Consider the following 24,599-nt stretch of genomic DNA (forward strand, 5'->3'; position numbering starts at 1 on the left):
GGCCGCACAAAACGCCGTTTGCGCAGGTCAGAGGGGGGATGGGGAACGGATTTCACCTGCGGCGGCGGGTCATGTAATGTTGTTCCCGCAACGCAGCCCGGCCGAAAAACGCCGGAGCAGTAAGCGCTCGTAGCTTAACGGATAGAGCACTTGACTACGGATCAAGAGGTTGCAGGTTCGAATCCTGCCGAGCGCGCAGATCAGGGGCCCCATCTGGGGCCCCTGTTGTCGTTGCGTGACTATCTGCGTGACTACGGCTCGAAGATCTCGTTCATGGCCACCGCGCCGGTCTGGATCACGGGACGGATCTGCTTCCGGTAGACGGTCTCCGTCACGCTCGTACTGGAGTGCCCGACCAGCCGGGCGATTTCCTCGATCGGGATGCCCCTGTCGGAGAGCAGCGAGACGAAGCTGTGCCGGAGCTCCCTTGGCGTCCAGTCTCCAGCATTGATTCCGTCGACGGTCGCGAGCACCCGCCGGAAGAACTTGCGGACGTTCGCCGCGTCGAGCGCGGTGCCGACCTCGGACGTGAAGACCAGACCGTGTTCCGTCCAGCGGGAGCCAGCCGCTTCACGCTGGCGTGCCTGCCGCTTCTGGTGCTCGACGAGGGCCGCGATACACCGTCCGGGCAGGGCCAGCGTCCGGCGAGACTTTCGGGTCTTCGTGTCTCCGCTCGCGCGCACTGAGCGCCATACCGCGATGTGCGGTGAGATCCCCTCCCTTCCCTTCAGGTCCACGTGATCCCAACTGAGGGCCCGCAGTTCCTCAGTCCGTGCGCCCGCGAGCAGCGCGACCACGATGTAGGCATGCAGCCGGGAATCCGCAGCCGCGTCGAGAACGGCCCCGGCCTGGGCGAGCGTGAGCGCCTTTGACGGACGCCCCTCCCGGCCCTTCGGGATGGAGCACAGCTCCACCACGTTGCGCTTCACCTTGTCCCGCGCCATGGCTCGCTTCACGGAGCGGTTCAGACACGAGTGCAGCAGACGCAGCGTCCGCGTGCTGTGCGTCTTCGCCTTGGCCGACAACCACCTGTCGACATCATCCGCGCTGAGGTCCCGCAGCCTTCTGGCCCCGAGCTCTGCGATGACGTGCTTCTCGCAGAGCGTCTTGTAGTTGTCGACGGTCGAGCCGTCCACATCTGTGAGGCCGTAGGCGAGCCAGTTACTCACGGCGTCCTTGACCGTGTAGCTGGTCGGCGCGATCGCGAGACCATCCTCATGGTCCCGGAGCACCTCTTTCAGCTTGGCCTTGGCCTCGGTCTTGGTCTTGCCGCTGCCTCGCTTCACGATGCGCTTGCCGCTGGGGTCATAGCCGAGACTGGCCGTGGCGATCCAGCGTTGACGCCTGTCGTCCCAGTGAAGGCCGCCATCACCTCGACTGCGTCGCTTCGACATTAGGCCACCTCCCCAAGTCCCATACGCCCATCGAGATACGACCGCACCGCCTGAGCCGGGATGCGACGGCTTCGGCCGATGGTCAGAGAGCGCAACTCCTTGGTGCGGATCAGGTCATAGACCTTGGTTCGACCGACCTTCAACGTGGCCATGACCTGCTTCACGGTCAGGAGTTCGTCAGGCATTCCAGACCTCCATGCCGTCCAGGTCGGCGAGGACTTCGGCTTTGATCTCGCGATTGGCTTGGATGTCCCGGGCGATGCTGGCGGCAAGCCAGGATTCGCCGGGGGTGTGGCCGTGTCCGGCGTAGGTCCAGTGGGCGAGGGTGAGCGTGGTTGCCTCAGCGGCGTCGTCAGGGTCGGGCAGACCGAGGGCCGAACGTTGCTGGGCAGCGCGGTAGTCGGCGCGGACCTGCCGTAAGGCGCCCAAGGTCGTGCTGTAGCGGCGGGACTTGGTGGAGAAGTGGCCGCGAAAGCCGAGCATGTGGGCCCAGTCCCGGAGCTTCCGGTCGGGATACGCGGCGTGCAGGTCGAGGCATGCCTGAATGAGACGACTTGGGTGGTCGGGGATGCCGAGCAGCACGAGTGCTTCCTTGTTCCCGATGCGGTGGTCGATCGTGCCGGTGGTCTCGGCTGCCTTGGTGGCGTACTTGGCGACGTAGGCCGCGACGGCCCGTTCTGTGATCTGTTCGCCGTGGCCGAAGGCGCCGATGGGTTGAACGTCGATCTGCGTACCCCAGCGCAGCACCCAGTCCTCAGAGAACCCGTGATCCTCGTTGGCGGGTACGACGACGCGGACGCGTGCAGCAGCGGCGCGGATGGCGTCGGTCAGTAGGCCAACGCTCGCCCAGGCAGGCGGTGCCGTCTCGGGTCCCTCGGGGCCGTCGAAGCGGATCACGGCGTGGAAGTGGACGGCCCCGCGGCGCTGGTATTCGGCGACCTTGCCGAAGGACAGCCGGGACTGTTCGCGGGCGGCTTTCTGGGTCAGCCCGGCCCGACTGGCGATTTCGCGGCGCAGGTAGATCGTGAAGTAGCGCCACAGGTCGGAGGCGTGGTTGTTCCACATGACTGCCTCCGCGTAGTTGTACGTCGCCGGATCCAGCGCAGTGCCCAGGGCCGGGTCGTCGTCCTGGTGGCGTGCGCCGCAGCGGCAGGGCCGGTTGCCGAGGCGGTTGTGGACGGGCCCGAACGAGGGCGCGGTCAGGGTGGCGAAGACGCGGGGGTGTTCGCGGACGGTCTCGGGAGTGCCCTTGGCCTGGTCGCCGGTGAGACCAGCGCGGATCAGGTGGTAGGTGTCTCCGGCGTAGGTCCAGGCGCAGGAGGGGCAGCGGGAGGCACGGCGGTTGCCGCAGGCCACCCGGAGCACACCTCCCGGCTCATGCTCGGTCGTGTACGCGTGCAGGACGGTCTTTGTGGCGCGGTCGATTGTCTTCGTGCCGCCGCTGAGGCGGATGGGGTCGGAGCAGCCGCCGGTTCGCCGGGTCTGCTCCTGCCAGCGGTCGAAGCCGGGAGACCCGGCCACCCGGAGGAAGTCCTGCCAGGTGGCCGGGTCCAGGCCCGCCAGGGTGGCGGTGTCGTTCATGCCGGTTACCTCCCGGCCCGCGCGAAGGCGTCGGAGGTGGGGCGGTCGATGCCGTGGCAGGTCGGGCAGGTCACGCGGAGCGTGACGCGGGACCCGTCGCGGTGCCGGGTGCCGGTGGTGATGGCTACGACGGAGAAGTCGTTGCAGGAGCGGCAGGCCGGTCGGTTCCGGGCGTGCTGAGGCATGATGACTCTTCCCTTTCGGGTCGTCTGGATCTGGAAGGTGTTGAAGGCGCCCGGGGCGGCGGATGCTTGGCGGCTTGTGCCGTCCCGGGGGCCGGTCAGTGCTTGTTCTTGGCGAGGCGGACTGTCACGCCGATACCGCCCAGGGTCGGGACGACTGCGGCCGCAGCGGCGGCGATCGTCTGGAAGGCGAAGGCGGCGGCGATCAGTACGGCGGAAGCGCCGGCGCTGATGGTGACCGTCAGCAGGATCAGTCCGCCGTACGAGCGGGGCGGTGCCTGCACGACGACCACGTGCCCGGGGTGTGTGCCGGGCGGGATCAGCGCGGCGGGGCGGTGGTTGGCTCGCAACTGGGCGTCGGGCTGGCGCATGCGGAACCTCCTCTCGGGCGGTCAGGGCTTGCAGCGGTGTGTACGGGCGGCGAGTTCGGCGGCGGACCGCTCCACGTACTCGGCGGAGAAGCCGCAGCCGGGGGCAGTACAGGCGGCGCTGTGCTTGGTGCGGCCACGACCGTCGTAGTAGCTGCCGACCTGGACTGGACCTAACCGGGTCACGTTGTAGAAGCGGTTCGGGCGCGGCATGGCGCCTCCTCTCAGGCGAGTTGGGCAGTGATGGCGTCGGCGAGGCCCGGGGGGACACCGAGCCGAGCACGGAGGGTGTCGGCATCGATGGCGGTACCGGTGGCGGTGCGGTGCTTGTCAGCGACCTTCCGGGCGTGGTCGAGCAGCGCCGGGGGCACGGCGGGAGCCTCCGGGGCGCGGTGCGGCGGTGCCGGTTCGGGTTCCTCGACGGCATGGGGTTCCTGGATCTCAGGCGCAGGTGCGGGCAGTTCCGCGGGAACTGGCTCCGGGCTCTGGACGGCTACCTGCTTCGAAGCGGGTGCTGACTCGTGGGCCGGGTCGGTCACGAGAGTGTGGACCTGCCGCATCAGGGCGCCGAAGGCCAACAGCGCGGCGGAGGGGGGCACGGCCGCGACTACGTAGTCGAGGAACGGGGCGCTGTCGCCGACCCCGGCGACGTTGAGGCCGATGCTGCCGAGCGACCCAGCGACGGTCAGGGCGATCGCCCACCAGTCCGTGACGCCCCGGAGAGCGGCGCGGAACATCAGTACCTCACCGGCCAGGATGAACAGGTCGATCGTGCCCGGCCAGGCCCATTGGCGTTCCGGCGAGGTAGCCAGCCCATGGGCTTGTGCGACGGAGGCGAGATGGGCGTAGGAGAGCCAGAACGCGGCGATCGTCAGAACCATGATCACGGCACCGGCGACGAGGATCGCGGTGCGCTCGGCCTGTGGCTTGGTCATCGCGTCCTCCTTCCTTGGAGGTTGGGCCGGGGCCGGGCGGTGCGTGAGAGACGAGCCGCCCGGCGCCGGGCTGGGTCAGGGGGTTTCGCCGGTGCCCCAGCAGGACATGCAAAGGGCCGCCTGCTGGTGGTCGGTCAGCTTCTTGCCCCGCGGGCCGACGCGGACGGCACTGCTGGTCTCGCCCTTGCCCTGGCAGTCGGGGCACTTCTTCGCCTTGGAGGCCGGACGGGGCTTGCGCGAGGTAGCCATGACCGTCACCGCCGCTTCCTGGTCTCGATCTGGAACATGTGCCTGTCTCCTTGAGTCGGTCCGGGTTCCGGGCGTGGCGGGGTAGGGACCTGGCGCGAAGCGGTCGCGCCGACCGTGGAGTGCAGGGGGTTACTCGGTGACCGGCCGAGGCTTGACGAGCGGTGATGCGTCAGCCGGTTCGGGCTCGATGGCCACAACGGGCCGGTACGGCGCCAGAGCCGGGATGTGAGGGGCCAGGTCGGCAAACTCGCGGCAGATCTCCGCCGCTTCGGTGGGGGTGGTCTCGGGGGTGCGGATTCGGGACCACCCTCCGGAGGCGTCACCGGCCACCGCCACACCGGGCCGGTCCGGCGGGATCGAGGTAGCGGCGAACACCGCCTCCGATGAGATGTCGTTCAGGCCCATCTCAGCGGTCTGCTTGTCGTTGACACGGTGGACGACCCGACCGGTGAGCTGGGCGCGGAGCATGGTGGCGCCCTTGCCCAGCTCCGAGCCGAAACGCTGGCCGCAGACCTCCAGGTAGATGCCGATCGCACGGGCCATCTGTCCGAGCCGCACCATCTGCATGACCATCCGGTCCCGGCGTTCCTCGTCCTTCTTGGCGGCGGTCAGGAACAGCTCAGCCACCTCATCGACGAGCACCACCAGAGGCACCGGCCGGACGTCCTCGGGCAGGTCCCACAGGTCTGAGACTTGATGCTCGCTGAGAAGGTCGAAGCGCGATTCCATCTCCTCGATCAGCACATCGAGCACCTGTGAGGCGTCTTCGGGCGTGGTGGCCAGGGCCGACAGACGCGGGGCATAGGCACTGTGCTCCACGCCGCGCTTGCAGTCGATCCCGATCAGGCCCACCGGCAGCTTGGCCAGACCGGCGATCAGGTTCCGCTGATACATGGACTTGCCCGACTGGTTGGCTCCCAGAGTCAGGGCATGGGGGACCTTGCGGTAGTCACGGACGAACACCGACCCGTCCTCACGCAAGGCCACCGGGACCATCAACGACCCGGAGGGTTTGTGCCGACGAGGCAGGCTCACCCGCCGTAGCACGTCGTATCCGGTCATCCGCAGCTGCACCACGCCCGGCTTGGTCTCCGCCACGGTGACGGACTGGACGCCCCAGGCGTGCCGGAGCCGTTCAGATGCGGTCGCCACGTCCGAGGGCTCCAGCCCGGCGGGCAGCCGCAGAGTGGCGACCAGACCGGTGGAAGTGCCCCGCACCCGGCGGACCTTGGGAGGGACCGGCCGCACCTCGCGTCGGGCGACGTTACGGACCATGAACGCCCGCAGCCGGGACGGCTGCACGGTCAGTCCACAGACGTCCATCGTGGTGCCGAAGGTCCAGGTGAACCGGCCCAGGGTGACCGGCAGGCCGACCAGCGACCAGTACACGCGCGGAGCGTGAGTCTTGGCGTAGCGGAGGCCAACGACGCCCGCGAGAGCGGCAGTCGCCTCCAGCACCGTGGTCAGGTCGGCCATGGTCAGCCCGCCTCGACAATCGCGGCCGCGCGGAAGGCAATCCCATGCCGCTTCTCGCCGTTGAACTCGTTCTCCCAGTCCCGGGCTCGGAGGCCGACGACCGTGACCGGCTTGCCCGGAACCAGGTCCTCGGGGATGCCGGTCTCGGGCACAGACACCTGGTAGAGGTTCCCCTCGCCCTCGTCCGAGATCACCAGGCCCACCGTCATCAGGTCGGCGCCGCTCTCACGGTCCTTAGCGATCTCGCCCGTCTTGCGGTTGGCGACCTTCGGCGTCGGCGCGGTCGCGACGAACACCACAGCGGTCGAAGTGTCGATCTTGAAGGACGGCATGTGCTGTTCTCCCATCGGAGTTCGCGTACTAGCTTGCGTCGAGTATGCGCGTACTAGTACACGATCGTCAAGCGCTGCCGACGAGTGAGTTTGCGAGGACGGCCTACTTGCGCCTTAGCGTCGGCAGGTAGGCGGCGTAATGTGGGGTACGCGAGCTAGAGCGCGGGTGCCCGCGAGGACTAGTACGCCGACTAGAGAGGAAGAGGAGATGACACCGAAGATCCAGCGGTCCGCGCCGCCGTTCATTCAGATCACGGATCACTTCAGGGAGAAGATCACGGACGGGTCCCTTCCTAAGGGCTCGCAGCTCCCGTCCATTGCGGCGATCGCCAGTGAGTGGGGCGTCGCGTCAGCTACGGCGGCGAAGGCCATCAAGCAGCTCCAGGCAGAGGGGTACGTGCGATCGACGTCGCAGGGCACCTTCGTGGACCTGGGGCGGAAGCAGACGACCGGACCGGATCGCCTGCAGATGCTTCGTGTGGGAGGGGACGGGTTCCGCCCCGGCGAACGCGTGGAGATCCTCAGCGCAGAGTTGATGCCAGCGCCCATCGAGGTTGCACAAGCACTCGAAGTGGAGGAGGGCGCGTCTGTGATCCGGCGTCAGCGCAGGTACCTCGATGACGAAGGTGTCGTTGCCCTCTCGACGTCGTGGCTGCCCGGGGAGTTCGCGGAGAGCGCGCCAGAGCTGATCGCGGCGGAACCGCTGCCGAAGATGACCTTTGGCCTGGTCGAAGACCGTACGGGGCGCCGGGCCGTCCGAAGGCGCGATGTCGTATCGCTGCGCTCAGTGCCCGAGGATGCAGCGCCGCTGCTCGAAGTCGAGGCAGGGACCGCGGTTCTGACCATGGCGAACCACTACTGGGACCAGAACGGCTCGAAGACGGAGTACGCCACGGACTTCCTCGGAGCGGGCCGCGAACTGTCCGCTGAGTACGACCTGACCTGAGCTGTTACAGGTTTCTCTACCTCATCAAGGCACCCGGCTGCGCTTCGCTCCGCCGGGCGCGCTTCCCGGCTCCGCTCCGCGCGACGCTCCTGCCTTCGGCCCGCTCCGCGCGCGCTGCGCCGACGCGCGCCCACGCGTGGAATGGACCGGAGGCCATGAGGCGAGCACCGCAGAGCGCGGCACGGTCAGAACAAGCCTCCGGCGGGGGCGCTCAGACTCCGGGATGGACGGGCCGCCGTTCGCGAGTACCGGCCCGGTAGTGGCGCGCGGGGAGCTCCCATCCCGTCTGCCATCGACCCAGGCAGAGCCGAGCAGACGCGGCCCCTGGCGTCCAGGTCGTTCGTACAGTGGCGCGCTCCACCTGGACGCCAGGAACCACGCCCGCTCCACGGTGTGTGGGTCGACGGCAGACGGGATGGGAGCTAGGGGTGGGTGGTGGTTGAGGATGGTGGGAGGCCACGGGAAGTGAGTGTCCAACTGCGTGACAACGACGGCGCATAGCCGCGAACAACCGCGAACGTTCACGGACGCACCCCCGCTGGTCAGCAACACGCCGACCGAGGCACAACCCCCTAATCGAGTTGCCTACGGATCAAGAGGTTGCAGGTTCGAATCCTGCCGAGCGCGCACCAGCTCAGAAGCCCTGTGGATCACTCCACAGGGCTTCTTGCGTTTGCCTTGACGGCAGTGTTTGACGGCAACCGTCTCCGAGGGTGGAGGAGTTGTCTTCAAGCGGCTATGGGCGACCGCCCGAGCGGCCGTCATGGTCCGCCCCGTTGCCGTCACCCCTCAGTGCATCCCCGACGCGGTCGAAGGCGGAGCGCTGGGAGTCGAGCCGAACGAAGGTGTAGATGTCCATGGTCACGCGGATGGAGCTGTGGCCCAGGACTTCCATGATCGTGCGAGCGTCGGCGCCCTGTTCGTGGAGCAGCGACGCGCATGTGTGGCGCAGGTCATGAAAGCGGACCCTACGGACTCCGGCACGGGCACACAGCGCCTCGAAGGACCGATTCAGATTTCGCGGCTCGATCGGGGTGCCGTACCTCGTGGTGAAGACGACTTGTCGGCGTGTGCATATCGAGGTCATTTGTCCGTTGTCCGACGCGTGTGACCCGCGGGGGCAGCCTCCGTGCTGATTCTCGTGGGTGAGGAATTCGCCGTACCGGTCAGGTGATCAGGGAGTGTGGCGCGAGAGTTCGTCCACGGTCGTAGAGGTCGCGCGCGGTGGCGTTCTTCCGGTGAGGGCGTAGGAGACTGAACATGGTCTTGATCCGGTCGTCGGCACGGCCGGACTGGACCATGGGGTAGTCGTCGAGCGCCTGGTGCCAGGTGGCGCATGCCGCTTCCAGGTGGCCGACTTCCAGTTGGCGTTCAGCCAGGGTGGCGCAGTGCCGTACGCGGGTACGGCGGTAGACGCTGTAGCGCACCTTGTTCGACTCCTGCATGGCTTCGACAGCGCCGGAGATGTCGCCGAGTTCATAACGGACCTGGCTGATGTGGTAGTTGAGCGCCGCGGGGTCATATGATCCGAACGCCTTGCCGCGGGACTCCGCCCGGTCCATGGCCGCTTCAGCTTCGCGGATGTACCGCAGTGCGTTCGCACGCTCGCCTGTCTGTGCGGCGGCGTGTGCTTGTTGGCCTGCGAGGAACGCCCGCATGCGCGGGCCGGCCTTTGGTGAGGCGGCGGAAGCAGCGTCGGCAAGTTCCACAGCTTTGGCCCCGTGGTGAAGGTCGACTGCCTGCACGCTCATGCCGCGCAGAGTTGTGCAGTAGGTCAGGTGGTCCTCGGCTGCTCCGGCCAGTTCCAGGGCTTTGACGTAGTAGCGCTGTGCCAGGCCATGCAGTCCTTCGTCCACCGCCATGTAGCCGGTCAGGTACAGCAGGTCCGAAGCTGCGGACAGCATCGCCTTGCGCACTTCGCTGGGGGCGTCGGCGCGCAAGTAGGAGGACACCGTGTTGACCATGAACGAGGCTGCCATGGGACGCGCGTGGCGCCCGCCGAATTGGTCGTCCAGCTCTGAGACGCGCTCAGTCATGGCTATGACCATGTCGACTTCGTTCATGCCGATCCTGGATGCGCGACCGGACTGCACGGCTTCGGCCCGTCCGATCACGTCGGGCCAGCCGGGGATGGTGAGGGCCACGGAAAACAGGCCGGCGCCCAGGATGCGGCGGCGTGACGGGTCCATGTCTTGCCTCCCCAGGTCGATCAGACCTTCCACGGTATCTGTGGCCGTGGGGGACTGGTCGCGGGGAACTGGCAGGCCCGCCTCGGTGTGGGTGATGGGGCGCGCGAGGCGACGCGAGAACGCTTCGAGGATGCAGGCACGCACGGCCCTGCGCGGGGTCGTGCCGCTGAGCCAGTGGCTTACGGCTGATTCGTCGTAGCGCAGAGGGGTGCCGGTCTCGGTGCCGATGCGGTTGACCTCCCGCGCGAACTGACGGTGTGTCCACCGGCTCTCTGTGAGCAGACCGGCGAGGGAGACGTTCGGTTCACGCTCTGCCATGTCCTCAACTCCCCGTGCCCTTGCGAACTTTCAAGGCATTCAAGTCCTGGCGCCGTTGTAACGGTACCGCTGAGCGTGGTCACGCGGTTGCGTAGAGACAGGAAGGGAACGGCGAGACCTCGCCGCAACCGTCGTCCGAGGGGCAGAGGGACTGAGGGATGAGAAGCGAAGCGCGGGCCCGCCTGGCCCTGATGACCGAGGCGATGGGCACGGATGGCGTGTTAAAGATCGACACCATTCAGGGCGCAGATCTGGCGCCGGGATCGAATGGCTTCTCGCCGTGCCACTGCCCTCGGCACCGCCGTAGTGACTCTGAGGACGGGGCCGATGGCCTGAGCTGCGCGGTACGCGAGGCTAATGAGCGCAGTCGAGGTGAGCGCTTGTGAGGCGATTAGCCGAAGTCGTGAACGCCTATGCCGGGCCGCTCCTGGTCGTGGTGGTCTCAGCGTCGGTCGGATTCGTTCTGGGGGTGGCTGCTGCCTCCCCATCCACCTGACTCCTCCCCATCACGCGATCACAGTGCCCGCGTGCGATGAGGGAGGGCCTGCCGCTGAATGCGGGAGGCGACCCCGTCCGGCTGCCTTCTTCGCAAGGGTCCGGCAGCCGAACGGGACCAACTTCGCAGCATTCGCTGCGGAGTTCAGTTCAACCGTAAAGGAGAAGGCCATGAACGTGGACGAGCTGTTCACCGGAGAGCTGATCACTGGCGTCCCGGCGGTCGAGGCAGCGCTGCTCGACAAGATGCCGGGCGGCGGCGACAACAACGGCGACCACTGCAAGAAGTGACGCAGGGCTGACGCCAGGCGGGGCGGGGTCGTTTGCGGCCCCGCCCCGCCGCATACCGTGAAGGGACGACATGCTGTCGATGTGCCTGCGCCTAGCTGATCTTCAGAAGCCCGAGTGGAAGCCGCAGGGCGCCCGGTGGGTCAATGGTCGAAGCTGGATCGAACCCGCGGATGTGTCGACGTTGGTCCTGGAGATCAACGATGACCATGCACCGCGCGTAAGCGTCCGTGTGAAGGAGTGGAAGCGGGGCGAAGCGGATTTCATCTCCCTCACCATGGCCCCCGGAGAGGCCCGTCTGTCGGCAGGGGTCTTCGGCACAGCTCCGCTCTACCTGGTCGAAGGAGCCGCCGAGCTGAACGCCTCATGGGACCTCACCGAACTGCGGCCACACCTGCGGGCCGACTGTCTTGTGCCGCGAGTCGTCGCCCGAACACTCACGAGGCAGCACCGCTACACGTCAGAGACGCTGTTCGACGGCGTTTACCGCCTCACCGAGCGGGCATCGGCGACGTTCAGCGCTTCAGGACTGACCATCCACTACCCGGAGCCCGCTGAGCACGTCCTCGAACCACGCAGCCTGCGGCACGGCGTTGACCCACTCGCCGTTCTGGACGAGCTGCTGACCGACGTGGTCAGCGATGCACCGACGGCAACCAGATGCGTAGGCGTCGAGCTGTCCGGCGGTGCGGACTCCGGGAACATCGCCTTGGCTGTGAAGGCAGTCCGTTTCTCCGATGTGCACAGTTTCGGTCTGTTGGTCGGAGGAGATATCGGCGCGTCGCAGCGGGAGCGGCGCCAAGTGTTCGTGGAGCACTGTGGCTTCCGGGACATGGCCATCCCCGCTATGCAGCATCCGCCCTTCTGCCCCGGAGGGGTGCGCGCTGTGCGTAAGCCGCACGATCCGGCAGGTGCCTTCTACCAAGAAGCGTTCGACGTCGTACGCGAGCAGGCATCCGGGCGGCGATGCGAGGTGATCTTCACCGGAAGCGGCGGTGACGAAGTCAACGCGCACCACTCCAGGACCGATGCCGAACTACCTGCACCGGAGCCCGTGCCGTGGCTCGGGTTGAAGGCGGTGCGAGCACTGGCCGAGGTGAATGAGCAGCTTGCCCCGATCCCCGTTCTCCCCGTGCCGACTCTGATGGCGTTCGGGATGCACAACCCAGGATTCCTCCGGGCCGGAGTCTGGCCGGTGAGCCCGCTCGCGCATCCACAGGTCGTTCGGTTCATGGAGCAGCTTCCCCACGAGCACAAACGCCACAAGAAGCTGTTCCGCGAACGGCTCAGACGAGCAGGCCTGCCCGAATGGGTGGCAGCGCCGGCCGACCCGGAGAATTTCTTGGAGGTACTGGAGAAGGGTCTGCGTGCCTACGGACTGCCTGTACTTGACGACATGGTGCGGGACTCCGTACTGGTCGACCTCGGATACGTTGACGGTAAGGCACTCGCCCAGGCCGGTTCGGACGCCCGCGGCTCGGCATTGGTCCCTGACCTATTGTGCGATGTCCTTGCCCTGGAGGTCGGGTTACGGAGCCTCATGTGACGAGCCTCGATACGGATGCGGAAAGCGTGGAAGCCACCAACCTTCTCTACCGGTACCCCGCCCTGTACGACCTGGTTCAGTCCGACAGCATGAGCGCAGATCTGTGCCAGGCCCTGATCGAGCAGTACAGCCCGGACGCCAGGACGTTGGTGGACTTCGGCTGTGGCACCGGCCGGGATCTGGAGATCCTGGCCAAGCGCTTCGAGTGCATCGGCGTAGACCTCCAGCCCGGCATGGTCGACTACGCCCGCCGGATCCGGCCGGAGCTGGACATCCGCACTGGAGACATGTGCACCGTCCGACTTGGGGCGCGCATGGACGTGGTGACCTGCGTGGGCAACAGCCTCGCGTACGTCCACGGCAACAAGGAGATCAACCAGGTCTTCACCACGTTTGCGGTTCACGCCCGACCGGGCACGCTGCTGGTGCTGTGTTCTCCAATCGCCCCGATCACCAGGTCCGAGCCGACGACCGCCACGGTCAGTACGCCGGGCGGACCTGCCACGGTCACCATCCGGCACGAGTGGGACCTGCGAAGCCAGATCAACACCATGCACCGGCGATGGATACTCCCCACGGGAGACGAGGCCCAAGACACCATCCGCAGGCGCGTTCTATTCCCTCGCGAACTGGAGCGGTACGCGGAGGAGGCAGGCTTCGAGGTCCTGGACATGATCGATGAGGCAGGAGACAAGCCTTCCGGCCCATTCGCGTACGCGGTGGCGCGCTACACCCGAAGGCGATCCGGTGCCCGCGCGTAGCACGGCAGACCGAGCCATGGCTGCGACGTGAAGCTGTCTGAGGCACCGGTCCGTTGACGGCAACCCTGACGGCAACGACGGCACACATCAGCCCATGATCACCGCCACCAGCGCTCCATCAGGGCCAGGGTGGAGGCCCGCCCCAACGAGCTGCCCGATCCTACGGATCAAGAGGTTGCAGGTTCGAATCCTGCCGAGCGCGCATCGAGCCAGAGGCCCTGTGGATCAATCCACAGGGCCTCTGGCTTTGCCTTGACGGCAGTGTGTGACGGCAACCGCTTCGGAGTGCGGGGGAGTTGCTGATCAGAGGGTTGCCGGGACATCGGCCGAGCCGGGCGCCGAGCCGGTGTTGGAGCGGCGCCCGCATTCCAGGCGGAGCCAACGAGTGCCTCCGGGCTGACGCGGGGCACTCCCGGCCGTGCCCTGATCGGGGTGCCGGAGCCGAGTGTCGGTCAGCAGAACGCGGGCGGGACGCTCTGCTCGTACTGGAAGACGTTCTGAGGGTCGTACTTCGCCTTGATCTTGCGCAGCCGGTCGAAGTTGGATCCCCAGTAGGCGGTTTCCCATTGATCCATTCCGATGTTCGGCACGTTGACGTAGGCGCCGTTCACGTAGGGCCGCAGTGCCTGGCTGAACTCGGCGATCCAGGCCTGGGCGACCGGGGTGAGTTCGTCGCCACTGCCCGGTTCCCCACGAGTTCCCCAGCCGGCGCCGGGCTCGGAGTAGAACAGGGCCTCGCGATGCGGGAACGCCGTGCCGCCACGCGGCGGTCTGCGCACCGCCCCGCCGAAGGCCTGGGTGAAGAAGTTGCTGTCGTCCGTGGGGGCGTCTCGCATGAATGAGGCGATCACGCTGATCGCCTTCTTGGGGAACGGCTCGGTGGTGAACTGCGAGAAGAACTTCCAGTTGGCGGGCTCGTCCTCGGTCGGGATCTGGAACCCGGCATAGACGTCGCCCCAGTTGCCGATCTCCACGGTGACCTCGGGCGTGCCGATCGACAGGATCGGGGCCAACAGTTCCCTCGCCTCTGCCTCCGTCCCTTCCGCCAGAACACCGAACAGCAGGATCTGGTTCCGGTGGATCTCGATCTGGGTTCCGAGGCGGTTGTCGGCGACCGGCGCCGTGCGCTGCCATGCGTCGAAGACCCCGGGCAGGTCCCCGATGCCGTCCCACGTCGCCTGCACATAAGCGACGCTCTTCAGCGGAGACACCTTGTAGGTGAGCGAGGTGACGATCCCGAAGTTGCCGTTTCCGGCCCCGCGGAGCGCCCAGAGCAGGTCCGAGTTGTTCTTCAGGTCTGCGTTGATCACCTTGGCGCATTCGTCACCGGACGCTACGACGATCTCAGCCCCGATCAGGCTGTCGCAGGCCATGCCGAGGTAGCGGGTGAGGAAGCCGAAGCCGCCGCCGAGCGTCGCACCGGAGAGACCGACGGTGCCCTCGGTTCCGGTCGTCACCGCGAAATCCTTCTCCGCGAGCGTGGTCACCGCTTCCAACTGGCTGAGCCCGGCGCCGACTCTGGCGATGCGCGCCTCGGTGTCGATCTCGGCGCCCTTCAATTCGCTGACGTCGATCACGATGCCGTTGTCCACGTTCGACCAGCCCTCGAGGCTGTGGCCGCCGCTGCGCACCCGCAGGGCGACGTCGTGCTGGCGCGCCCAGGTGAGGGCGTTGACCACGTCCTGGGTGTTCTGGGCGTAGACGATGACCAGCGGATAGCGAACGAACAGCTCGTCCCACCCGAGGCTCGCATCCGCGTACCCGGGGTCGTTGGGGCGGACGATGCGGCCGGTCAGCCGCGCCGGCGCACAGCGCGCGGCGCTTTCCGTCCCTTTGGTCGCAGCGCTCGCGCTCGGGGCTTCTGCGGCTGTAATGCCTGGGAGAACGACCGCGCCGACGCCGGCAGCCGCCGTCGCCTTGAGCAGTCCGCGACGAGGAAAATCATTCATGGTCCGTATCCTCTCGACCGGGATACGCCAGTATTCGGCACGGGAAAACCTTGTCCGCCAGCTGGCGCGTTCAATATTCTTGGACAATTCTCGGGAGCCCGCAGACTAACAAGGGTCGCAATGGGGGTGTTGCTCGACACGCCAATTGAGGGCGATGGCAGAATGTTGAAGGATGGCGTTTGTTGGTGGGGCGTGAATGAGCCCGGCCAGGTGAATTCGACGGGGCCCGGTGTTCGTGTTGTCGGCGTGGGTGGTCAACCTGATGCCCTTGTTCCCCTGTGACGCTCCTGCGTAGATCATCGGGAAGGTTCCATCTTTGGTTCCAATCCACCGACTTGATTCCGGTGGATTAGGCTTCCGGAGGTGAGAGAGCGGTTGTGGCCTGCGTTGACGGGGGTTCTTGAGCCTTCCGGTGCGCAGATCGTCAAGGCTCCCGAGATGCGGGATTCCCGCCCGCGTGGCAGCGGTCTCTGCTCAACGATGTTTCAAGGTCCCGTTGGTCCAGGGAAGTTGCTGGCAGCGGCGTTGGCGCTCGTACAGGTCAAAATCGACTACGGCTTCCAAGGTGATATCGCTGGAGGGGCCGCGTAATGGGCGGGATGCCTCACTCGATCAGGACCACGTCTCTCCGGAGTCCATTGTGCCGACGATGCGCTCACGAGGTAACGATTGCGCGGAAGCCGGCCATGCGATGAGGGGCGAGGCTGTCGCGATTCGCCGGGAACGCCGGACCGGAAATCGGGACGCCCCGCCGGCTCAGTCGACTCGATGAGGGCGCGGAGAAGGATTGAGTCGAGCCTACGGCCGCGGCATCGACACCGCGGCGGCCCAGCCCGCGTTGGTGGGTGGTCAGGACCTCGTCGGCATGCCGGGAACCGGAGACACGGTGTGAACTCCCGGTGGTGTGCTCATGGTTGTGAATCGGGGGCGATCTCCTCGATGAGGCCCCGGATGCGCTTTTCGATCTCGTCGCGGATGGGACGGACGGCGTCGACTCCCTGTCCGGCGGGGTCGGGGAGCTGCCAATCGAGATATCGCTTGCCGGAAAAGACGGGGCAAGTGTCGCCGCATCCCATGGTGATGACGATGTCCGAGGCCTGGACGGCTTCGGCGGTGAGCACCTGGGGGACCTTGGCCGAGATGTCGATGCCCGCCTCCGACATGGCTTCGACCACGGCCGGGTTGACGGAGTCGGCGGGGGTGGAGCCGGCGGAGCGGACCTCGACGCGGTCGCCCGCCAGGTGAGTCAGGAAGGCGGCGGCCATCTGTGAGCGTCCGGCGTTGTGGACGCACACGAACAACACGGATGGGGCTGCGGCAACATCAGGCATGAGCGGCATCCTCCTGGGGTGCGGGAAGGCCGGGAGTGGCGAGGTGGCGCGTGGCGTTCCGCTCGGTCGGCGGCTCGCCGGCGGGCCGGGTCAGGAGGCTTGCGAGAAGGTCGGTCGTCTCCGGGACCAGCCAGTAGTAGACCCACGTTCCGCGTCGCTCGCAGTCGATGAGACCGGCTTGCCGCAGCAGCTTGAGGTGATGCGAGATCGTCGGCTGGGACAGGTCGAAGGCCGGGGTCAGATCGCAGACGCAGACCTCGCCGCCCGCTCTGGAGGCGACCATCGACAACAGGCGCAGGCGCACAGGATCGCCGAGCGCTTTGAACACCTTCGCCAGCTCGAAGGCCTGGTCCTCGTCCAATGGGGCTGTCAGCAGCCCCGGGCAGCAGGCGCCTGTCTCGCCGCTCGGACCGAGCACGACAAGCTCGTGATTCGACATGGTTCTATGTTGACATCCTTCGATCCAGCGCGCAATCTTGAATCGAAAGACTTCAATTCAATGAGATGGGAGCCGTGTCATGTCTCGTGCTCAGCTCGCCCTGCGTGTCAGTGACCTTGAGGCGTCGATCACCTTCTACGCGAAGCTGTTCGGCACCGAACCCGCCAAGCGGCGCGAGGGCTACGCCAACTTCGCGATCACTGAGCCCCCGCTCAAGCTCGTCCTGATCGAGGGCGAGCCCGGACAGGACACCCGCCTCGACCACCTCGGCGTCGAGGTCGAGTCCACCGGCCAGGTCAACGCAGCCACCACCCGACTCAAGGACGCCGGCCTGGCCACCTTCGAGGAGAACGACACCTCTTGCTGCTACGCCCTCCAGGACAAGGTCTGGGTGCACGGCCCCGGCCGGGAGCCCTGGGAGGTCTACGTCGTCAAGGCCGATGCCGACACGCTCGGCGAGAGCGCCGACCCCGACGCCACCGGCGACGGTTGCTGCACCACCCAGGGCGCCGAACCGGCATCAGCGTCCGCAGGTTGTAGCTGCGGCTGACCAGCAGTACGCGGGCGCGTGGCGGTGGGGTTCTTCGGGCGTGGGCGGAGAAGCTGGCCTCGATCCCGTCGTCGGCACGGCCGGACTCGGCGGGTAGTCCTAGGGCGCCTGGTGCCAGGTGGCGCAGGCCGCTTCCAGGTGGCCGATTTCCAGCTGACGCTCAGCCAGGGTGGCCCGGTGCCGTACGCGGGCCCGGCGGTAGACGCTGTAGCGCGCCATGTCCGACTCCTGCCTGGCTGGGAGTGTCGCCGAGTTCGTGGCGGACCTGGCTGATGCGGTAGTTGGGCGTCGAGGGATCGTACGCGCCATGCGCCTTGCGGTGGGACTCGGCGCGGCCCGTGGCGGCTTCGGCTTCCCGCATGTACGGCAGTGCGCTCGTTCGGTCGCCCGTCCGGGCGGCTATGTGTGCTTGTTGATCTGCGAGTAAGGCCCGCATGCGGGGGCCGTCCTTCGTTGAGCAGCGGCCAGCGGCCAGCGGCCAGCGGCCAGCGGCAGTGGCAGTGGCAGCGGCAGCGGCCAGTGGCGCGGTCGGGATCCGGGGCCCTGCACGGTGCTGGGGGATGTCTCCCAGTCCTTGGGGGCCTTGCAGTCGCCGACTGGAGCTAGGTCGACTCGCCTGGTACATTGCTTTGCATGGAACACGGTAAGGCAGGTAACCAGACGCCGGGAAAGGCCGAGAGCCAGCTCCGCAAAGGGGTTCTGGAGTACTGCGTCCTCGCCCTCATGCGTGACGGGCGCAAGTACGGGGTTGAACTGCTGAACGAGTTGCAGGACACCGGCACCCTGGCGACCAGCCAGGGCACGGTCTACCCACTGCTGTCACGGTTGCGACGGGACGAACTCGTCGTCACCACCTGGCAGGAGTCCGCATCCGGTCCGCCGCGGCGGTACTACGAACTGACGGAGACCGGGCACGCGGCACTCAAGGAGTTCGCCGGGATCTGGCCAGGCTTCCGCGACGCTGTCGACCGGCTCCTCACGCCGACCACCGGGCATCGGCGCGATTCCGAAAAGGAACACTCATGAAGACCAAGGACACTCTCGTCCAGGAGTACCTGGCGGCCGTCGAACGCGAGAGCGCAGCACTGCCCCCGGCCTCCCGCCAAGAACTCATAGCCGACCTGAGCGAGCACATCCAGGTCGCGCTCGCCGAACGTCCCGGCAGCATCCGCGAGATCCTCCACGAAGTGGGCGACCCCCGCACGATCGCCGCCACAGCACTCCAGGAACTCGGCAACACCCCCGACCCACGCGCCCATGAGCCCCGCAAGCCGCGCAGGCCCCGCTCCCCGGCATGGCTGCCGATCGTTCTCCTGCTGACCAGCGAGGCCCTGACCTTTGCGGGAGGCAATGAAGACTTCCGGCTCTGGACGGGACTCTTCATGGAGATCACCGCCATCGTGATGGTGTGGCGCTCCCGCCACTGGACGGTGGGCGAGAAGTGGATCGGCCTCGCACTGGCTTCCCTCCTTCCGGCGTTCACCAGGGCCGCGTGGAACCTCCTCTTCTTCCCCGACTTCGGGGATAGCGACGCCGCGCGCTGGACGGTCGTCGCCCTGGTGTCCGTCATGACGGTGGTCGGCGCCGGGTGGCTGTGGCGTACCAAGCGCCCCTGAGCACGCCGCTTTCACCGGACCCCTCGGGCACAGGCGTCGCCATGCCGGAAGCAAGAAGTTCGACACGTACGCAACGAGCTTCGACGCCGTCCGGTCGGTAGCGGCGCCTGACGGCTTGCCGCTTCCGACATCACCGGCTGGCACCAACAGCACGCCGGTTCCGGCGGAATGCGCCTCACCGCGGTGACGTCGTCGGGCGGGGCTCGTTGGGGGAGGCATGAGGAAGACCGGCGCCGCCGTCGCGGCCGTACTCCTGAGCATCGGCCTTGCCGGAGCCGCCCACGCCGGGCCGGCTGCGGCGCTTCACGGTCCGCAGGACCCCGAACCGTCCGAAGGAGTGCTCCTGACGGTGAGCGGGAGCAGTGACACCTGGATCCGCGGTGTGCGCCTGCAGTGCTCTCCCGAGCCGGGTGGTCCGCACCCCCACGCCGCGGAGGCATGCGCCGAGTTGGAGCGGGCGCAGGGTGATCCGGGCGCGCTGACCGGGGAACCGGCCCTCTGCTCGCGCCGGTTCGACCCCGTTACGGCCTCGGCCAAGGGGACGTACATGGGCAAGTCGGTTGCTTGGCGCAAGACCTTTGCGAATGCCTGCGAGTTGTCCGCCGCCACCGGGCACGTCTTCCGCTTCTGACGGGTACTCGGCAGTGTCCGTACGCCGATTGTTCGGGACGTAGGCGTACGGACTTGCCGGGGTCGGTCGGGTGGCGTGCGGAGCCGGTGAGGGGCTCGGCTAGCGCTTGAGTTCGTGGGGAAGCGAGGCGTAGATGTACTCGCTGCCCCACCGCGTGCCGTCGAGGTCGTTCTCGATGAGGTGGGCCTCGCGGCGCATCCCCAGGCGTTCGCACAGCCGCGTCGAGCCCGTGTTCTCGACGTCGATGCGGGCGAACAGGCGGTGTACGCCGAGCTGGTCGTAGGCCATCGCCGCCAGGGCGCGGGCCGCCTCGGTCGCGTAACCCCGGCCCTCGTGCCCGGGGCTCAGAATCCAGCCGATCTCCGCCTGGCGGGCGTACGCGCTGGCGCACTTGAGGACCACCTCGCCGATGACGCCCGGCTCCGTGCGGCGGCACATCGCCAGGGTCAGCGCGTCGCCGTCCTCCTCCCACCGGGTCGCCGCCGCGTTCCGGGCGACGGCCTCCTCGCAGCCCTCGCGGGTGCGCGGCGGCCGGTAGAGGTAGCGGGCCACGCTCTCCAGGCCCTGGTACGCATACATGTCGTCGACGTCGTCCGGCGTGAACAGCCTCAGGACGAGGCGGTCGGTGGTGACGGGTAACGACGTGACGTGCATAGGTCCTCCGCGGTCGTGCGCCCTTGGCCGGAGCGGCAGTTCGGTGTGGTCGGTGCGGTCGGTGCGGTCGGTGCGGTCGGTGCGGTCCGTGGAGACGGAAACCGCTGTCCAGTCTCGCCGACCTGGCGCGGAAATGGACGGAAAGCCGGGGAACGGGAGGGGGTGAGGCGGGTCGGTCGGCCGGAACGGGGGGTTCCTCTCGCGGCCCGGTCAGCTCCGTCAGCCCCGAAAGTCCTGGGCGCGCCTCGGCCCTCCGCCCCGCCTGGAGATCATGGCAGAGCCGGGAGGCCGGATCCGGGCGCTGCACACGGAGTCCACGGTCACCGTCCACCAGGCGTACGCGCCCGCCATCGGGCTCCGGGCGGCGCGGGACGCCCGCTTCCCGGAGGTGTGGAAGCGGGACCGGATGACGTGGATCAAGCCGTCGTTCCTGTGGCGCGGGGACCTGGACTCCGCGGCAGCACCGCTGCCGCAGGCCTATCCGGCCGCGGGGACGAACTCCTCACCCGCGTACGGGTGTAGCGCCGGTCGCCGCGCGGTCGCGGTCGCGCGCGTTGAGGGCGCCGGCGCGGCACGGACGTCACCGCCGGCCCGTTGTCGGACCCGTGCTCCAGGATGGTGACGACCGGCGGATGCACGGGGTGTTCGCCGTACGGCATGCGCTTCGAGGGGACCAGTGGCAGCAGCGGAGGACGGCTGGCGGTGCGCCGGGGTCGTCTGGCGTCAGGAAGAGGCCCGGCTCGGCTGGTACCGGGCAGGCGCCCGGGGCGGCGAGCGCGTCAGCGGCCCGTCCCCCGGCGAGCCACTGGCATTCGTCGTCGACGGCGGTCGCGTTTGTACGGGTGTGCTGCGCGGCGGGCGCCGGACGCTCTGCCCGGGCGCGGAGGCCGTGCCCGTACGGAGCACGGGCGGGCAGTGTCCGGACTGCGCGCGGCTCGACCGGTCGCAGTCGGTCGCGGCCGACACCCGGGCGGACGACCCGCGGCCCTACCGGGTCTATCTCGCCTGGTTCGGGCCCGGACTGCTCAAGGTCGGGATCACGGCGGCGGCCCGCGGTCCGGCACGCCTACTGGAGCAGGGCGCCGTGGCGTACGGCTGGCTGGGCCTCGGCCCGCTCATGGCCGCGCGGCGGGCGGAGGAACTGCTCGGGGCTGCCCTCGGCGTGAAGGACCGCGTCCCGTACGGGGTGAAGCGCGCGGCGCGCACGGGTCTGCCGCCCGTCGAGGAGAGGTTCGCCGAACTGGCCGCGCTGCAGGCGCGCGTGGCGGCGCTCGCGGAATGGCCCGAGTCGCTGGAGCGGGAGCCGTTCGTCCCGGTCGATCACACGGCCGCGTTCGGTCTCGACGTGCTGGCCGCGCGGGCGGCGGAGGGGCTGGTGGAGGAGGTCACGGAGCTCGGCGACGGCACCGTGGTCGTGGGCGAACTGCTCGGCGCCGCCGGTCCGGACCTCCATATCGCCACGGAGAGCGGCGGCGTCCTGGTGCTCGACGGGCGGCTCATGGCGGGGTGGCGGCTGCGTGCCGCGGCCCCGGGGGCGGCGACCTCGGTGGCCGTACGGGAATGCGGCGCGGGCGGCCGGGCGCGGGACTCCGCGGTCCAGGACGGACTCTTCTGACGGGGGGGGACTTCGCTTCGACGGGGGCGGCCCGTGCTCGGAGGGGCGGGGACTCTCGCTTCGATGGAGCCGGCCCTGTGCTCGGAGGGCGCGGGGAGCTTTGCCCCGACGGGAGCGGGACCTGCGCTCGGGATCTCTGACGGGAGCGGTCCCGCTTTCTCAGGGAATTCACAGGAAGGCGAAAGCCCGTTCTCAGGCATCGGCCCGATGGTCGGGAGCATGACCAGTACCGCGCCTCACGAGCGCTCCCTCTTGCTGCGCCCGGACGGCACCCCCGTCCGCGTACTCGTCGTGGACGACGAGACCGCCCTCGCCGATCTGCTGTCCATGGCTCTGCGCTACGAGGGGTGGGAGGTGCGCAGCGCCGGGGACGGTGCCGAAGCCCTCCGTACGGCACGGCAGTTCAGGCCGGACGCCGTCGTGCTCGACATCATGCTGCCGGACCTCGACGGGCTCGCCGTACTGCGGAGGCTGCGCCAGGAGATCCCGGACGTGCCCGTGCTGTTCCTGACCGCGCGCGACGCGGTGGAGGACCGTATCGCCGGGCTGACGGCGGGCGGCGACGACTACGTCACCAAGCCCTTCAGCCTGGAGGAGGTCGTGGCCCGGCTGCGCGGACTGCTCCGGCGCGCGGGCGCCTCCGCGGCCCGGGCGGAGCCGCTGCTGGTGGTGGGCGATCTGGTCCTCGACGAGGACAGCCACGAGGTGCGGCGGGGCGGGGCGCCGATCCACCTCACCGCGACAGAGTTCGAGCTGCTCCGCTATCTCATGCGCAATCCGCGGCGGGTGCTCAGCAAGGCGCAGATCCTGGACCGGGTCTGGAACTACGACTTCGGAGGGCAGGCCAATGTCGTCGAGCTCTACATCTCGTATCTGCGGCGGAAGATCGACGCGGGGCGGGCGCCGATGATCCACACCCGGCGGGGGGCCGGGTATCTGATCAAGCCGGGGGAGTAGCCGTGCGCATCCCGCCCCGGCCGCCCCTTGCTCCGGGCGGCGGCCACGTGCATCCCGGTCCCGGCGACGATCACCCGCCGTACGCCACTTCGACCTCGCCGCCGTACGCCCCCGCCACCCCGTCGCCCCCGTACACCTCCGCCCCCGCCCCGAGGCGGCACACCCCCTCCCCCGCCCCGACGCGGCCGCGCCCGCGTCGCACCGGCAGGCGCCGCTGGTCGCTGCGCACCCGGCTCGTCGTCTCATGCGTGGCGCTGATCGCGGTCGTCTCCGCGATCATCGGCAGCGTCACCACCGTCACCCTGCACGAGTACCTGGTCGGCCAGTCGGACGATCAGCTCCAGGGGATCGCCCAGCGCGTCATGCGCCCGCCGCCCAAGGAAGCCGACGGCAACGTCCTCGGCTTCATCGTCGGCCCCGGACAGCCGCCCGGCACCCTGGGCGCCGTACTGACCGGCGGGGACGCGACCTCGGCCGAACGCAGCACCGACCGCGGCGAGACCGAGGACCTGACCCCTCAACAGGCCGACGCCGTCGCCTCGTTGGAGCTCGACGGCCGCCCGCACACGGTCGACATCCCGGACCTGGGCAGCTACCGGCTCCAGGCCGTTCCCGACCGCGAGGCTCAGGGCGGCAGCATCGTCATCGGGCTGCCGCTGCAGAACGTGGAGGACACCGTCGACACCCTCGTGGTGGCCGAGCTGTGCGTGGCGGCGGCAGGGCTGGTCGCCGCGGGCCTGGCAGGTACGGCGATGATCCGTATCGCCCTGCGCCCGCTGCGCCGGGTCGCCGCGACCGCCGCCCGCGTGTCCGAACTCCCTCTGGACCGGGGCGAGGTGGCGCTCCATGAGCGCGTACCGGACCGTGACACCGACCCGCATACGGAAGTGGGGCAGGTGGGCGCGGCGCTCAACCGGCTGCTGGGGCACGTGGGTTCGGCGCTCGCGTCACGCCAGGCGAGCGAGACGCAGGTACGGCAGTTCGTCGCCGACGCCAGCCACGAACTGCGCACCCCCCTGGCCTCGATCCGCGGCTACGCCGAACTGACGCGCCGGGGCCGCGAGGAGACCGGCCCCGACACGCGCTACGCCCTCGGCCGCATCGAGTCGGAGGCGGGCCGGATGACCACGCTCGTCGAGGATCTGCTGCTGCTCGCCCGGCTCGACGCGGGCAGGCCGATCGGCCTCGTCGAGACCGATCTGTCCCCGCTGGTGGTGGACGCGGTGAGCGACGCCCGGGCGGCGGGTGCCGGCCACGACTGGCGGCTCGAACTCCCCGACGAGCCCGCGCTCGTACGGGGTGACCCGGAGCGGCTGCACCAGGTGATGGTCAATCTGCTCGCCAACGCCCGTACGCACACGCCCGCGGGCACCACGGTCACGGCGCGCGTGGCGCGGGCACCGGGGGGCCGCGCGGGCACCGGCGCCATCCGGATCGAGGTCGCCGACGACGGTCCGGGCATCCCGCCCGCGCTGCTGCCGCACGTCTTCGAGCGCTTCGCGCGCGGCGACGCCTCCCGCACACGCGCAGCCGGAAGTACGGGGCTGGGCCTGGCGATCGTGCAGGCAGTGGTGAGTGCGCACGGCGGGTGGGCCGAGGTGGCGAGCGTGCCCGGACGCACGGTCTTCGCCGTCCATCTGCCGCGGGCCCCGGGCAACGGGGGGAGCGGAGCGGCCGGAGAGGCCGGAGAGAACGCGGCGGGCGGGAGAGCGGGCCGCACGGAATGAGCGGGGCGTCGGGGGTGGACGGGCCGTACGGAAGGAGCGGGTCGTACGGGGTCCCGTACGACTCACAGCC

General features: G+C 68.6%; 26 protein-coding genes, 1 tRNA gene and 1 pseudogene. 12 read left to right on the forward strand and 16 right to left on the reverse strand.

The window, feature by feature from the left end; translation table 11 throughout:
* The first annotated feature begins 123 nt into the window (after positions 1-123).
* Positions 124-196, forward strand: a tRNA-Arg gene (locus ACGFNH_RS24695).
* Between the two features lie 55 nt (positions 197-251).
* On the opposite strand, the gene xerC is transcribed toward ACGFNH_RS24695, so the two are convergent.
* The 10 genes from xerC to ACGFNH_RS24745 all read right to left on the reverse strand — a co-directional run bounded on the left by xerC (position 252) and on the right by ACGFNH_RS24745 (position 6,517).
* On the reverse strand, positions 252-1,394 hold the full coding sequence (gene xerC / locus ACGFNH_RS24700) for a tyrosine recombinase XerC (protein ID WP_393657150.1): 1,143 nt from the start codon (positions 1,392-1,394) through the stop codon (positions 252-254).
* Entirely contained in the window at positions 1,394-1,579 is a 186-nt protein-coding gene (locus tag ACGFNH_RS24705; RefSeq protein WP_393657152.1) for a helix-turn-helix domain-containing protein, read from the reverse strand. The genes xerC and ACGFNH_RS24705 overlap by 1 nt, the downstream gene beginning before the upstream one ends.
* Complete coding sequence (gene repSA / locus ACGFNH_RS24710) at positions 1,572-2,975, reverse strand: replication initiator protein RepSA (protein WP_393657154.1); 1,404 nt, start codon at positions 2,973-2,975, stop codon at positions 1,572-1,574. Before repSA ends, ACGFNH_RS24705 begins: the two co-directional genes overlap by 8 nt.
* Before the next feature lie 5 nt (positions 2,976-2,980).
* Positions 2,981-3,160 (reverse strand): hypothetical protein, encoded by a 180-nt coding sequence (locus ACGFNH_RS24715; RefSeq protein ID WP_393657156.1) that lies wholly within the window; start codon positions 3,158-3,160, stop codon positions 2,981-2,983.
* Between the two features lie 95 nt (positions 3,161-3,255).
* Positions 3,256-3,528 (reverse strand): hypothetical protein, encoded by a 273-nt coding sequence (locus tag ACGFNH_RS24720; RefSeq protein WP_393657157.1) that lies wholly within the window; start codon positions 3,526-3,528, stop codon positions 3,256-3,258.
* Between the two features lie 21 nt (positions 3,529-3,549).
* Positions 3,550-3,738: a mobile element transfer protein gene (locus ACGFNH_RS24725; RefSeq protein WP_393657159.1), complete on the reverse strand. Its 189-nt coding sequence runs from the start codon at positions 3,736-3,738 to the stop codon at positions 3,550-3,552.
* A gap of 11 nt (positions 3,739-3,749) precedes the next feature.
* Positions 3,750-4,460, reverse strand: a complete 711-nt coding sequence (locus tag ACGFNH_RS24730) for a DUF2637 domain-containing protein (RefSeq protein ID WP_393657161.1) — start codon at positions 4,458-4,460, stop codon at positions 3,750-3,752.
* A gap of 75 nt (positions 4,461-4,535) precedes the next feature.
* A complete protein-coding gene (locus tag ACGFNH_RS24735) occupies positions 4,536-4,718 on the reverse strand; it encodes a hypothetical protein (RefSeq protein ID WP_393657591.1) in 183 nt (60 codons plus the stop codon).
* Positions 4,719-4,838: 120 nt separating this feature from the next.
* Positions 4,839-6,185, reverse strand: coding sequence for an FtsK/SpoIIIE domain-containing protein (locus tag ACGFNH_RS24740; protein ID WP_393657162.1), 1,347 nt, complete (start codon positions 6,183-6,185; stop codon positions 4,839-4,841).
* A 2-nt stretch (positions 6,186-6,187) separates the two neighbouring features.
* Positions 6,188-6,517, reverse strand: coding sequence for a hypothetical protein (locus tag ACGFNH_RS24745; protein WP_393657164.1), 330 nt, complete (start codon positions 6,515-6,517; stop codon positions 6,188-6,190).
* Positions 6,518-6,725: 208 nt separating this feature from the next.
* On the opposite strand from ACGFNH_RS24745, the gene ACGFNH_RS24750 reads away from it, so the two are divergent.
* Positions 6,726-7,463, forward strand: coding sequence for a GntR family transcriptional regulator (locus ACGFNH_RS24750; RefSeq protein WP_393657166.1), 738 nt, complete (start codon positions 6,726-6,728; stop codon positions 7,461-7,463).
* A 736-nt stretch (positions 7,464-8,199) separates the two neighbouring features.
* Here the strand turns inward: ACGFNH_RS24750 and ACGFNH_RS24755 are convergent.
* The gene (locus ACGFNH_RS24755; RefSeq protein WP_393657168.1) at positions 8,200-8,550 is read right to left on the reverse strand and encodes a tyrosine-type recombinase/integrase; all 351 of its coding nucleotides are present in this window, start codon (positions 8,548-8,550) and stop codon (positions 8,200-8,202) included.
* Positions 8,551-8,629: 79 nt separating this feature from the next.
* A complete protein-coding gene (locus tag ACGFNH_RS24760; protein ID WP_393657170.1) occupies positions 8,630-9,970 on the reverse strand; it encodes a tetratricopeptide repeat protein in 1,341 nt (446 codons plus the stop codon).
* An 856-nt stretch (positions 9,971-10,826) separates the two neighbouring features.
* Between ACGFNH_RS24760 and ACGFNH_RS24765 the strand changes: the two genes are divergently transcribed.
* Both ACGFNH_RS24765 and ACGFNH_RS24770 read left to right on the forward strand, forming a co-directional pair.
* Positions 10,827-12,299, forward strand: a complete 1,473-nt coding sequence (locus ACGFNH_RS24765; protein WP_393657172.1) for an asparagine synthase-related protein — start codon at positions 10,827-10,829, stop codon at positions 12,297-12,299.
* Positions 12,296-13,060, forward strand: a complete 765-nt coding sequence (locus ACGFNH_RS24770) for a class I SAM-dependent methyltransferase (protein ID WP_393657174.1) — start codon at positions 12,296-12,298, stop codon at positions 13,058-13,060. Before ACGFNH_RS24765 ends, ACGFNH_RS24770 begins: the two co-directional genes overlap by 4 nt.
* 452 nt (positions 13,061-13,512) lie before the next feature.
* Here the strand turns inward: ACGFNH_RS24770 and ACGFNH_RS24775 are convergent, their stop codons facing one another.
* The 3 genes from ACGFNH_RS24775 to ACGFNH_RS24785 all read right to left on the reverse strand — a co-directional run bounded on the left by ACGFNH_RS24775 (position 13,513) and on the right by ACGFNH_RS24785 (position 16,779).
* Positions 13,513-15,009 (reverse strand): FAD-binding oxidoreductase, encoded by a 1,497-nt coding sequence (locus ACGFNH_RS24775; RefSeq protein ID WP_393657176.1) that lies wholly within the window; start codon positions 15,007-15,009, stop codon positions 13,513-13,515.
* A gap of 908 nt (positions 15,010-15,917) precedes the next feature.
* Entirely contained in the window at positions 15,918-16,340 is a 423-nt protein-coding gene (locus ACGFNH_RS24780) for an arsenate reductase ArsC (protein ID WP_393657178.1), read from the reverse strand.
* Positions 16,333-16,779, reverse strand: coding sequence for an ArsR/SmtB family transcription factor (locus ACGFNH_RS24785; RefSeq protein ID WP_393657180.1), 447 nt, complete (start codon positions 16,777-16,779; stop codon positions 16,333-16,335). Before ACGFNH_RS24785 ends, ACGFNH_RS24780 begins: the two co-directional genes overlap by 8 nt.
* 79 nt (positions 16,780-16,858) lie before the next feature.
* Here ACGFNH_RS24785 and ACGFNH_RS24790 point away from each other — a divergent pair, with 79 nt between their 5' ends.
* From ACGFNH_RS24790 to ACGFNH_RS24805, 4 genes are all read left to right on the forward strand, one after another.
* Positions 16,859-17,329: an ArsI/CadI family heavy metal resistance metalloenzyme gene (locus ACGFNH_RS24790; RefSeq protein ID WP_393657182.1), complete on the forward strand. Its 471-nt coding sequence runs from the start codon at positions 16,859-16,861 to the stop codon at positions 17,327-17,329.
* Between the two features lie 633 nt (positions 17,330-17,962).
* A complete protein-coding gene (locus ACGFNH_RS24795) occupies positions 17,963-18,355 on the forward strand; it encodes a PadR family transcriptional regulator (RefSeq protein ID WP_393657184.1) in 393 nt (130 codons plus the stop codon).
* Positions 18,352-18,945 (forward strand): HAAS signaling domain-containing protein, encoded by a 594-nt coding sequence (locus ACGFNH_RS24800; protein WP_393657185.1) that lies wholly within the window; start codon positions 18,352-18,354, stop codon positions 18,943-18,945. Before ACGFNH_RS24795 ends, ACGFNH_RS24800 begins: the two co-directional genes overlap by 4 nt.
* A 217-nt stretch (positions 18,946-19,162) precedes the next feature.
* On the forward strand, positions 19,163-19,576 hold the full coding sequence (locus ACGFNH_RS24805; RefSeq protein WP_393657187.1) for an SSI family serine proteinase inhibitor: 414 nt from the start codon (positions 19,163-19,165) through the stop codon (positions 19,574-19,576).
* Positions 19,577-19,675: 99 nt separating this feature from the next.
* Here the strand turns inward: ACGFNH_RS24805 and ACGFNH_RS24810 are convergent, their stop codons facing one another.
* Positions 19,676-20,230, reverse strand: a complete 555-nt coding sequence (locus tag ACGFNH_RS24810) for a GNAT family N-acetyltransferase (RefSeq protein WP_393657189.1) — start codon at positions 20,228-20,230, stop codon at positions 19,676-19,678.
* Positions 20,231-20,501: 271 nt separating this feature from the next.
* On the opposite strand from ACGFNH_RS24810, the pseudogene ACGFNH_RS24815 reads away from it, so the two are divergent.
* The 4 genes and pseudogenes from ACGFNH_RS24815 to ACGFNH_RS24830 all read left to right on the forward strand — a co-directional run.
* Positions 20,502-20,666 (forward strand): annotated as a pseudogene (locus tag ACGFNH_RS24815) (DUF4291 family protein); the annotation flags it as partial.
* 240 nt (positions 20,667-20,906) lie between these two features.
* Positions 20,907-21,845: a DUF2797 domain-containing protein gene (locus ACGFNH_RS24820; RefSeq protein WP_393657191.1), complete on the forward strand. Its 939-nt coding sequence runs from the start codon at positions 20,907-20,909 to the stop codon at positions 21,843-21,845.
* 219 nt (positions 21,846-22,064) lie between these two features.
* Positions 22,065-22,802 carry a response regulator transcription factor gene (locus tag ACGFNH_RS24825; RefSeq protein WP_393657193.1) on the forward strand — a complete coding sequence of 246 codons (738 nt, stop codon included), beginning with the start codon at positions 22,065-22,067 and terminating at the stop codon, positions 22,800-22,802.
* A gap of 221 nt (positions 22,803-23,023) precedes the next feature.
* Positions 23,024-24,529 (forward strand): sensor histidine kinase, encoded by a 1,506-nt coding sequence (locus tag ACGFNH_RS24830; RefSeq protein WP_393657572.1) that lies wholly within the window; start codon positions 23,024-23,026, stop codon positions 24,527-24,529.
* Positions 24,530-24,599: the final 70 nt, after the last annotated feature.

Origin of the sequence: Streptomyces sp. NPDC048639 (genome assembly GCF_043199075.1) — a bacterium.
In the GTDB taxonomy this organism is placed as follows: domain Bacteria; phylum Actinomycetota; class Actinomycetes; order Streptomycetales; family Streptomycetaceae; genus Streptomyces.

Bases quoted from the DNA above. Each gene is read 5' to 3' on its own strand.
- xerC (WP_393657150.1), bottom strand. From the start codon at position 1,394: ATGTCGAAGCGACGCAGTCGAGGTGATGGCGGCCTTCACTGGGACGAC.
- ACGFNH_RS24705 (WP_393657152.1), bottom strand. From the start codon at position 1,579: ATGCCTGACGAACTCCTGACCGTGAAGCAGGTCATGGCCACGTTGAAG.
- repSA (WP_393657154.1), bottom strand. From the start codon at position 2,975: ATGAACGACACCGCCACCCTGGCGGGCCTGGACCCGGCCACCTGGCAG.
- ACGFNH_RS24715 (WP_393657156.1), bottom strand. From the start codon at position 3,160: ATGCCTCAGCACGCCCGGAACCGACCGGCCTGCCGCTCCTGCAACGAC.
- ACGFNH_RS24720 (WP_393657157.1), bottom strand. From the start codon at position 3,528: ATGCGCCAGCCCGACGCCCAGTTGCGAGCCAACCACCGCCCCGCCGCG.
- ACGFNH_RS24725 (WP_393657159.1), bottom strand. From the start codon at position 3,738: ATGCCGCGCCCGAACCGCTTCTACAACGTGACCCGGTTAGGTCCAGTC.
- ACGFNH_RS24730 (WP_393657161.1), bottom strand. From the start codon at position 4,460: ATGACCAAGCCACAGGCCGAGCGCACCGCGATCCTCGTCGCCGGTGCC.
- ACGFNH_RS24740 (WP_393657162.1), bottom strand. From the start codon at position 6,185: ATGGCCGACCTGACCACGGTGCTGGAGGCGACTGCCGCTCTCGCGGGC.
- ACGFNH_RS24745 (WP_393657164.1), bottom strand. From the start codon at position 6,517: ATGCCGTCCTTCAAGATCGACACTTCGACCGCTGTGGTGTTCGTCGCG.
- ACGFNH_RS24750 (WP_393657166.1), top strand. From the start codon at position 6,726: ATGACACCGAAGATCCAGCGGTCCGCGCCGCCGTTCATTCAGATCACG.
- ACGFNH_RS24755 (WP_393657168.1), bottom strand. From the start codon at position 8,550: ATGACCTCGATATGCACACGCCGACAAGTCGTCTTCACCACGAGGTAC.
- ACGFNH_RS24760 (WP_393657170.1), bottom strand. From the start codon at position 9,970: ATGGCAGAGCGTGAACCGAACGTCTCCCTCGCCGGTCTGCTCACAGAG.
- ACGFNH_RS24765 (WP_393657172.1), top strand. From the start codon at position 10,827: ATGCTGTCGATGTGCCTGCGCCTAGCTGATCTTCAGAAGCCCGAGTGG.
- ACGFNH_RS24775 (WP_393657176.1), bottom strand. From the start codon at position 15,009: ATGAATGATTTTCCTCGTCGCGGACTGCTCAAGGCGACGGCGGCTGCC.
- ACGFNH_RS24780 (WP_393657178.1), bottom strand. From the start codon at position 16,340: ATGCCTGATGTTGCCGCAGCCCCATCCGTGTTGTTCGTGTGCGTCCAC.
- ACGFNH_RS24785 (WP_393657180.1), bottom strand. From the start codon at position 16,779: ATGTCGAATCACGAGCTTGTCGTGCTCGGTCCGAGCGGCGAGACAGGC.
- ACGFNH_RS24790 (WP_393657182.1), top strand. From the start codon at position 16,859: ATGTCTCGTGCTCAGCTCGCCCTGCGTGTCAGTGACCTTGAGGCGTCG.
- ACGFNH_RS24795 (WP_393657184.1), top strand. From the start codon at position 17,963: ATGGAACACGGTAAGGCAGGTAACCAGACGCCGGGAAAGGCCGAGAGC.
- ACGFNH_RS24800 (WP_393657185.1), top strand. From the start codon at position 18,352: ATGAAGACCAAGGACACTCTCGTCCAGGAGTACCTGGCGGCCGTCGAA.
- ACGFNH_RS24805 (WP_393657187.1), top strand. From the start codon at position 19,163: ATGAGGAAGACCGGCGCCGCCGTCGCGGCCGTACTCCTGAGCATCGGC.
- ACGFNH_RS24810 (WP_393657189.1), bottom strand. From the start codon at position 20,230: ATGCACGTCACGTCGTTACCCGTCACCACCGACCGCCTCGTCCTGAGG.
- ACGFNH_RS24825 (WP_393657193.1), top strand. From the start codon at position 22,065: ATGACCAGTACCGCGCCTCACGAGCGCTCCCTCTTGCTGCGCCCGGAC.